The 7,649-nt window shown below is 67.6% G+C and carries 9 protein-coding genes; all 9 read left to right on the forward strand.

Going from position 1 to position 7,649, the window contains the following annotated elements; all coding sequences use genetic code 11:
* Nucleotides 1-21 precede the first annotated feature (21 nt).
* The 9 genes from ACFUEJ_RS20325 (at nt 22) to ACFUEJ_RS20365 (ending at nt 7,380) form a co-directional block, all read left to right on the forward strand.
* Nucleotides 22-381 carry a PadR family transcriptional regulator gene (locus tag ACFUEJ_RS20325; RefSeq protein WP_137810621.1) on the forward strand — a complete coding sequence of 120 codons (360 nt, stop codon included), beginning with the start codon at nt 22-24 and terminating at the stop codon, nt 379-381.
* Nucleotides 378-1,721, forward strand: a complete 1,344-nt coding sequence (locus ACFUEJ_RS20330) for a permease prefix domain 1-containing protein (protein ID WP_058250516.1) — start codon at nt 378-380, stop codon at nt 1,719-1,721. The genes ACFUEJ_RS20325 and ACFUEJ_RS20330 overlap by 4 nt, the downstream gene beginning before the upstream one ends.
* Before the next feature lie 178 nt (nt 1,722-1,899).
* Complete coding sequence (locus tag ACFUEJ_RS20335) at nt 1,900-2,496, forward strand: sulfite oxidase-like oxidoreductase (protein WP_058250515.1); 597 nt, start codon at nt 1,900-1,902, stop codon at nt 2,494-2,496.
* The gene (locus ACFUEJ_RS20340; protein ID WP_137810620.1) at nt 2,493-3,209 is read left to right on the forward strand and encodes a ferredoxin reductase; all 717 of its coding nucleotides are present in this window, start codon (nt 2,493-2,495) and stop codon (nt 3,207-3,209) included. The genes ACFUEJ_RS20335 and ACFUEJ_RS20340 overlap by 4 nt, the downstream gene beginning before the upstream one ends.
* 60 nt (nt 3,210-3,269) lie before the next feature.
* A complete protein-coding gene (locus ACFUEJ_RS20345; RefSeq protein ID WP_058250513.1) occupies nt 3,270-3,746 on the forward strand; it encodes a glutathione peroxidase in 477 nt (158 codons plus the stop codon).
* Nucleotides 3,746-4,678 (forward strand): DUF1295 domain-containing protein, encoded by a 933-nt coding sequence (locus ACFUEJ_RS20350; protein WP_137810619.1) that lies wholly within the window; start codon nt 3,746-3,748, stop codon nt 4,676-4,678. The genes ACFUEJ_RS20345 and ACFUEJ_RS20350 overlap by 1 nt, the downstream gene beginning before the upstream one ends.
* Nucleotides 4,675-5,793 (forward strand): FAD-dependent oxidoreductase, encoded by a 1,119-nt coding sequence (locus tag ACFUEJ_RS20355; protein WP_165630033.1) that lies wholly within the window; start codon nt 4,675-4,677, stop codon nt 5,791-5,793. Before ACFUEJ_RS20350 ends, ACFUEJ_RS20355 begins: the two co-directional genes overlap by 4 nt.
* 56 nt (nt 5,794-5,849) lie before the next feature.
* Nucleotides 5,850-6,575: a hypothetical protein gene (locus ACFUEJ_RS20360; protein ID WP_388031471.1), complete on the forward strand. Its 726-nt coding sequence runs from the start codon at nt 5,850-5,852 to the stop codon at nt 6,573-6,575.
* A gap of 4 nt (nt 6,576-6,579) precedes the next feature.
* A complete protein-coding gene (locus ACFUEJ_RS20365; RefSeq protein ID WP_068971373.1) occupies nt 6,580-7,380 on the forward strand; it encodes a crotonase/enoyl-CoA hydratase family protein in 801 nt (266 codons plus the stop codon).
* Nucleotides 7,381-7,649: the final 269 nt, after the last annotated feature.

Genomic DNA, 7,649 nt, shown 5'->3' on the forward strand with positions numbered 1-7,649 from the left:
AGTTCTAGGTATAGGAGTGCTATGTATATCGAGAAGGACTTGGTGGCCGCGTCCGCGACCCCGCTGGTGCTGGGGATTCTCGCCGAGGGCGAGTCGTACGGGTACGCCATCCTCAAGCGGGTCCGAGAGATGTCCGGTGGTCGGATGGAGTGGACCGACGGCATGCTCTATCCCCTTCTGCACCGTTTGGAGCGCGCCGGCCACGTCGAGGCGAGCTGGGGTGCAGCCGACACCGGGCGGCGTCGCAAGCACTACTCGATCACGGCATCGGGGTTGGCCGCGCTCGCCGAGCGGAGGTCGCAGTGGGAGGTCGTGGCCGACGCGCTCGACCAGGTGTGGCGGACGGTCGCCCTGCCGCCGACCGCGGAGGGCCTGGCATGACCGCGGAGACCGAGCTCGAGAGCCAGATCGACCGATGGCGCGGATACGTTCTCCGACACCAAGCCATCGCCACCACCGACGCCGACGAGATGGAAGACCACCTCCGCGGGCAGATCGCCGACCTCGCCGCCGGTGGCCTCGACGACGACGAAGCGTTCCTGGTCGCCGTCAAGCGCATGGGCCGCGTCGATGCGTTGTCGCGTGAGTTCGCCCGCGAGCACTCCGACCGGTTGTGGAAGCAGCTGGTGCTGACCGCGGAACCATCCGGCGATCTGGGCCGACGACGTCACGAACTCGGAGTCGTGATCGGCCTCGTCGTCGCGGCCGCCACGACCGTCCGCGTCGCCGTCGAGGTCATGCCGGAATGGGTGCTCGTCCGCAATGCCGCGTTGCTCGTACTTCCTTTCATGGCACTGTATTTCGGTTGGAAGCGCCGCGTTTCGACGCGAACCGCGCTCACGGTGATCGGTGCATTCGTCGTGACCGGAATCGTCGTCAACGTCTACCCGTTCGTCGACGACGGCACCACCCAGGCCATCGTCGCGATCCACGCGCCGATCGTCCTGTGGTTCCTCATGGGGGTGACCTACGTCGGCGGCCGCTGGACGTCCGGACCGCGTCGGATGGACTTCATCCGGTTCACCGGCGAATGGGTCGTGTATGCAACGCTTCTCGGCCTCGGTGCGGGAGTCCTCACCGGTCTGACCGCGGGGGCATTCGGTGCGCTCGACATCGACGTCGACACCGTGATCTCCCAGTGGCTGGCGCCCATCGCCGCGCCCGGCATCGTGCTGCTGGCGGCATGGCTGGTGGAGGCGAAGCAGAGCGTGGTCGAGAACATCGCACCGGTGTTGACCAAGGTCTTCACGCCCGTCACCGCGGTGATGCTCGTCGTGCTGCTGATCGCGATGGTGACCAGTGGCGACGTCGTGGACGTCGACCGTGAACTGCTGATCCTGGTGGACCTGATCCTTGTGGTCGTGCTCGGCTTGCTGCTGTACGCGATCTCCGCGCGCGATCCGCATCTACGCCCGGAGCTCTTTGACCGCCTGCAGCTGATTCTGGTCGTGACTGCGCTCGCGGTCGACGCGGTGATGCTGACGATCATGGCGTCGCGGATCGCGGAGTTCGGGTTCACGGCCAACAAGACGGTGGCGCTCGGTCTCAATCTCGTCCTGCTGGTGAACTTGTCGTGGGCCGCGTACCTGCTCTTCGGTTTCGTCCGCCGCCGCCGCGGGTTCGATGCGACGGAGCGGTGGCAGACCGACTATCTGCCGGTGTTCGCACTCTGGGCGGCCGCGGTCGTCGTCGTGGTACCGATGCTGTTCGACTTCGCCTGACCGCACCCGGCGCCGGGAGCGAAGCGAGCGGGCCGAATTGATGCCGGCGCCGGGAGCGAAGCGAGCGGGCCGAATTGATGCCGGCGCCGGGAGCGAAGCGAGCGGGCCGAATTGATGCCGGCGCCGGGGAGCGGAGCGAGCGGGCCGAATAGAAGCGAGCCGCGTAGACTCCGCGACCATGGCGATCGTCAACCGAGGGTTCGTGGGGCGCCGCGACCGCGACGCGCGGCGTCTCCCTCCCGGTCAGTACACGACACTCGATTTCCCGGTCCTGTCCGCGGAGCCGACACCCGCGATCGTCCCGAACGACTGGATGCTGGCCGTGCAGTCCGCGGACCACCGGGCCGCCACGTTCACATGGGACCAGTTCCAGGAACTTCCGCACGACGACATCACCACCGACATCCACTGCGTCACACGGTGGTCGAAGTTCGACACCCGGTGGCGCGGGGTCTCGTTCGACACTTTGCTGCAGGCGCTGCCGTGGGAACCGGCCCCGTTCGTGATGGCGCACTGCCACGGCGGGTACACCACCAACGTGCCGCTCGCCGACCTCGTCGACGGCCGCGGGTGGATCGCCGACACCTACGACGGCGAACCCCTGTCCGCCGAGCACGGCGGCCCGGCTCGCCTCCTCGTGCCCCACCTGTACTTCTGGAAGAGCGCCAAATGGGTTCGGCGACTTCGCTTCATGGCCGAAGACGCGCCCGGATTCTGGGAGGAACGCGGGTACCACATGTACGGCGACCCCTGGCGCGAACAGCGCTACTCGTGACGACCTGGCATCTCACGACGGTCACCGCGGTCGTCGACCTCACTCCCACCGCGCGAGCGCTGCGCCTCGCCCTCCCTGAAGCAGTGCATGCGTTGCCCGGCCAGCACGTCGACATCCGGTTGACCGCCGAGGACGGCTACTCCACCGCGCGCGCCTACTCGCTGTCCGACGTCCGCGAGACCCGGTCGATCGAGGTGACCGTCGAACGACTCGAGGACGGTGAGGTGTCGCCCTACCTCGTCGACATGGTGGAGGTCGGCGACCCGTTGGAGATCAGCGATCCGCACGGATACTGGTTCACCTGGCCGTCCGGCGACGACCGTCCCGTCCAACTGATCGGCGGTGGCTCCGGGATCGCGCCACTCATGTCGATGATCCGCAGCCGCGAGGTCGAGGCGCCGCAGACCCCGTTCTCGCTCGTCTACTCGGTGCGCAGTCCCGAACGCGTCTACTACCGCGATGAGATCCGGCAGTTGATCGCGCACCGCCGCATGGATGTTCACCTGATCCACACCCGGGTGGCACCCGACGACGCGCCGCGGCCCGCGGGACGTGTCACCGCCGACGAACTCGCCGCGCTGACCATGGATCCGGCCACCTCGCCGACCGTGTTCATCTGCGGTCCGAACAGGTTCGTCGAGAACTGCGCACAGTGGATGGTCGAGGCCGGACACGACCGCACCCGCATCCGGACCGAGCGATTCGGTGAGTGACCCCGGGACGCTTCGACGATTTTCCCAAGCAAGTGCTTGATCGGCACGTAGCGTAGCGGCATGACCTCTGTGTACGACTTCACCGCCACCGGCATCGACGGCGATCCCGTCGAACTCTCGCAGTTCCAGGGCTCTCCCCTGCTCATCGTGAACACCGCCTCGCAGTGCGGGTTCACCCCGCAGTACCGCGGTCTGGAGGCACTGCACCGGGATTACGCCGACAAGGGTCTGCGAGTGCTCGGCTTCCCGTGCGATCAGTTCGGGCATCAGGAGCCGGGCGACGAGGAGGAGATCAAGAACTTCTGCTCGCTGACCTACGACGTGACCTTCCCGATGTTCGCGAAGGTCGATGTGAACGGTCCCGACGCCCACCCGCTGTTCGCGTGGTTGCGGGACCAGAAATCCGGCGTGCTCGGCGGCCGGATCAAATGGAACTTCACCAAGTTCCTCATCGGACGGGACGGGTCCGTCGTCGCGCGATACTCGCCGACGACCAAGCCGGAGAAACTCGCCGGATCCATCGAAGAACAGCTGTGATGGGGACGCCCGTGAGCACCGACGGCACCATCAGCCGAAGCGGTTCGTTCGTCCGCGTGACGATCGCCTACGTGCTGGCCTTCGCGGTCGCGGCCGCCTGGCTAGTCTGGGGTCCGGCCACCGCCTACCTCTGGATCGACACCTTGATCGCCGATCTGCTCGCCACCCTCGTGATCTTCGCGTTCAGCCGGTTCTACGGGAATTCGAGCTTCTACGACGCCTATTGGAGCGTCGTGCCGCCCGCGCTGTTCATCTACTGGTGGGCCGCCGGTGACGTCGGGATCGACGCGGTGCACTGCTGGGTCATCGCGATCGTCATCGGCGCCTGGGCGATCCGTCTGACTGCGAACTGGGCGATCGGCTGGCCGGGTCTCCACCACGAGGACTGGCGCTACCCGATGCTGAAGGCCGGTGCCGGCCGGGCGGAACTGCCCGTGGACCTGATGGCGATCCACGTCTTCCCCACGATCCAGGTGTTCCTCGGCATGATCCCGATCTACGTCGCGGTCACCCACACCGGCGGCGTGCTGGCCTGGCTGACCGCGGTCGCGGCCGTCGTCGGACTCGCCGCGACGGCGCTCGAGTACGTCGCCGACGGGCAGCTGCGACGGTTCGCCGCTCACCGAACACCGGGCGCCGTCCTCGACACCGGAGTGTGGGCCTGGTCGAGACACCCGAACTACTTCGGCGAGGTCCTGTTCTGGGTGTCGATGGCGCTGTTCGGACTCGCCGCCTCGCCCGGTGACTGGTGGTGGCTGTTCGTGGGCGCGGTCCTGATGCTCGCGATGTTCCTCGGTGCCAGCATCCCCATGATGGAGAAGCGGAGCTTCGAGCGGCGCCCCGGTTACCAGGACGTCATCGACCGGGTGCCACGCTTCGTCCCCCGACCCCCGCGCTCGGCCGCGCATCCGCCGGATCAGGTCACCGCGTGAGCCGACCACGCGTCGTCGTCGCCGGCCTCGGTGATTCCGGAGTACTGACCGCGATCCATCTCGCCCCGCATGCCGACGTCGTGGGCATCTCGTCGAAGCCAGGGCTGGTCAGCGGGCAGGAACTCGGGCTGCGGATCAGCCGGCCCGATGCGTGGGCGCGCGACTACCGGATTCCGTTCGGGCGCTTCCGGAAGCTCGACGGAATCCGGACCGTCCACGGCACACTGACGGGTGCCGACCTCGGTGACCGCACCGTCACCGTCGCCGACGCCAACGGCACCGAGAGGGTCGAGCGTTTCGACGCGCTGGTCATCTCCACCGGCGTGCGGAATGGGTTCTGGAGACATCCGGAACTGCAGTCGGAAGCCGACGTCGACGCCGAGTTGCGCTCGGCTCATGCGCGGTTCGCTGATGCCGAGACCATCGCGGTGATCGGTGGCGGTGCAGCGGCGGTGAGTGCCGCCGCCAACCTGGCGCAGACCTGGCCGGGCAAACAGGTCGACCTGTATCACCCGGGCGAACGTGCTCTGCCGCAGCATCATCCGCGGACTTGGGCGACCGTACTGGCCCGGTTGCGGCGGCTCGGCGTCGGCGTGCACGGCGGCCATCGTGCGGTCGTGCCCGACGGATTCGGCTGCGACGAGATCACTCCGGGGCCGGTGAACTTCTCGACAGGGCAGTCGCCGGTGGAGGCCGACGCCGTGCTCTGGGCCATCGGCCGGGTGAGACCGAACACGGAGTGGCTTCCGCGGGAGGTACTCGATCCGTCGGGCTTCGTGCGCGTGACGGCCGAACTGCGCGTACCCGGTGCGGATCTCGTCTACGCGATCGGCGACGTCGCGGCGACCGACGACCTCCGCAGTTCCGCTCGGAATCGTGCCGATCGTCTGCTCGCACACAACATCCGGTCCGACCTCACCGGGCGGCCGGGCCGTGCGCGGCGCTACGCTCCCCCACGGCGGCGTTGGGGTTCGGTGCTCGGTGTCCAGGCCGACGGTCTCCAGGTGTTCGCGCCCAACGGGCGCCCGTTCCGATTCCCGGCGTGGTCGGTCGACACGATCCTGCAACCGTGGATCGTCCGTCGCGGAATCTACGGCGGCATCCGGAAGCGGTGAGTGCACGGGGTGCTCTTCCGGGCGGACGGGCCGCGGTACGCGCATACACTCGGCCCATGAGCAACGAACCGTTCTCTGCCAATCCATCCGGACAGCCGCCGACCCCGGGCGGGCCCGGACAGACGCCCTCCGGCGCGTACCCGTCGGGAGCGGTGCCTCCCGCCGCGCCGCCACCGGAAGCCTCCCAGTATTCCGCCGGAACCACGCCCGGCGTCGCGCCGACCGACTCGACGGCCGATGGGACGACCCCGGTCAAACCGACCGCCGCCGAACGCGCGAACTCCGTGGTGAAGAAGGTGGTGATCGGGCTCGTCATCGCCGCGCTGCTGGTCGTCACCTACTTCATCCTCGAGGCGTTCCTGCCGCGCTGGTGGGCCGGTCAGATCGGGCAGCGCGTCGAAGGATCGTTCAGCCGCGGCATCGGCACCGGCCTGGTTCTCGGCATCGTGTGCACCTTTTTGCCCGTGCTGTTCTTCACGTTGGCGTTCGTCAACCGCAGCCGCATGAAGAACGTCCCGACGATCATGTTCGCCGTTCTCGGCGTGCTCGTCGCGATCCCCAACCTGCTGACCCTTACGGTGGTCGCCGGCGGTGGGAACGGCGCACACGCCGGCGAGCGCATCTTCGACGTCGAAGCGCCCGGCTTCCGCGCCGCCACCGCCTGGGGCGTGATCATCGGGGTCGTTCTGGCGATCGGCGTCGGCTACTTCATCTGGCGCTACCAGCGCCGCGGACGTCAGCTCCGCGAGATCAAACACCCGGCCACAACAGATCGGAAGTAGATACATGACCGAGCAGCGGATCGTCGTGGACATCGACGACGCCGGTGTCGCCACGGCGACGCTCAACCGAGCCGACAAACACAACGCGCTCGATCCGGCGATGTTCGACGCCCTCATCGACGTGACGGGCACCCTCGCCGAGGACAACCGCGTCCGGGCCGTGGTGGTGCACGGTGCGGGCAAGAGTTTCTGTTCCGGCCTGGACGTGTCGAGCCTGGGTCAGGGTGGCGGGGTGAACTCGCTGCTGGAACGAGAACCGGGCGTGCTCGGCAACCACGCGCAGCGGGTGTCGCTGGATTGGGGCCGCATCCCGGCACCGGTGATAGCGGCCATCACCGGCAACTGCTTCGGCGGTGGCCTGCAGATTGCGCTGGGCGCCGACATCCGCTACTCGACCCCCGACGCGCGCCTGTCCATCATGGAGGTCAAATGGGGTCTGGTGCCCGACATGGGCATCACCCAGACGCTCCCGCGACTCGTGTCCGCCGATGTGGCAAAGGAACTCACGTTCACCGGACGCATCGTCGACGGCGCCGAGGCCCAACGACTCGGGCTGGTCACCCGCGTCGTCGACGATCCGCTCACCGCCGCTCTGGATCTCGCGCACGAGATCGCGTCGAAGTCGCCGCACGCGGTCCGCGCCGCCAAGCGTCTCTACGACGAATCGTGGGCGGGCACGGATCCGGCTGCGGCGCTGATGCTGGAGAGCGAACTCCAGGTCGGACTGATGGGATCCCCCAATCAGATGGAGGCGGTACACGCCGGGATGGCGCGACGCGAAGCGCGCTTCGCCGACCCGGAGTGACCGGAAGCCCTTGGTGGCTCGTCGCTTTCGCTCTTGCGCCCCCTCTGCTCGCTAATCCGAAAGAACCACGAACCGCTGGACTGTGGGGTGGAAGCGATGCCCTCCCTCTGCTCCCTGAGGTGCGAGGAGCGTTAGCGACGAGCCTCGAAGGGTCCTGGTGAGATGCGTCGCCAAACCCTTCGTGGCAGTGAGAATGGGTGTGGGTGGTTGACCGGGTTTGGGTCTGACTTACTTCGTGGCTGACGGTGCTGTCATGGGCGAGATGTGTC

The organism is Gordonia sp. NPDC057258, assembly GCF_042668985.1.
Taxonomy (GTDB): Bacteria; Actinomycetota; Actinomycetes; order Mycobacteriales; family Mycobacteriaceae; genus Gordonia; species Gordonia hongkongensis.